The organism is Paenibacillus lignilyticus (genome assembly GCF_017942085.1).
Taxonomy (GTDB): Bacteria; Bacillota; Bacilli; order Paenibacillales; family Paenibacillaceae; genus Paenibacillus_Z; species Paenibacillus_Z lignilyticus.
This window is the reverse complement of record NZ_JAGKSP010000058.1, coordinates 1-560: the sequence shown is the minus strand read 5'-3', so window position 1 is coordinate 560 and position 560 is coordinate 1. Positions and strand designations below refer to the sequence as shown.

Sequence of the window (560 nt, the reverse complement as noted above, 5' to 3'; positions counted from 1 at the left end):
AGGCTCCCACCTATCCTGTACAGATCGTACCAAAGTTCAATATCAAGCTGCAGTAAAGCTCCATGGGGTCTTTCCGTCTTGTCGCGGGTAACCTGCATCTTCACAGGTATTAAAATTTCACCGGATCTCTCGTTGAGACAGCGCCCAAGTCGTTACGCCATTCGTGCGGGTCAGAATTTACCTGACAAGGAATTTCGCTACCTTAGGACCGTTATAGTTACGGCCGCCGTTTACTGGGGCTTCAATTCATAGCTTCGCCTTGCGGCTAACCACTCCTCTTAACCTTCCAGCACCGGGCAGGCGTCAGCCCGTATACTTCGCCTTACGGCTTCGCACAGACCTGTGTTTTTGCTAAACAGTCGCTTGGGCCTTTTCACTGCGGCCCCCTCGGGCTATTCACCCTACCGAGGCACCCCTTCTCCCGAAGTTACGGGGTCATTTTGCCGAGTTCCTTAACGAGAGTTCTTCCGAGCGCCTTAGCATACTCTGCTCGACTACCTGTGTCGGTTTGCGGTACGGGCACCATCACCTGGCTAGAGGCTTTTCTTGGCAGCGGGAAC

At 53.6% G+C, this 560-nt stretch carries 1 rRNA gene; it reads right to left on the bottom strand.

Going from position 1 to position 560, the window contains the following annotated elements:
- Positions 1–560: ribosomal RNA gene (locus tag I8J30_RS32690) — 23S ribosomal RNA — on the bottom strand; the annotation flags it as partial.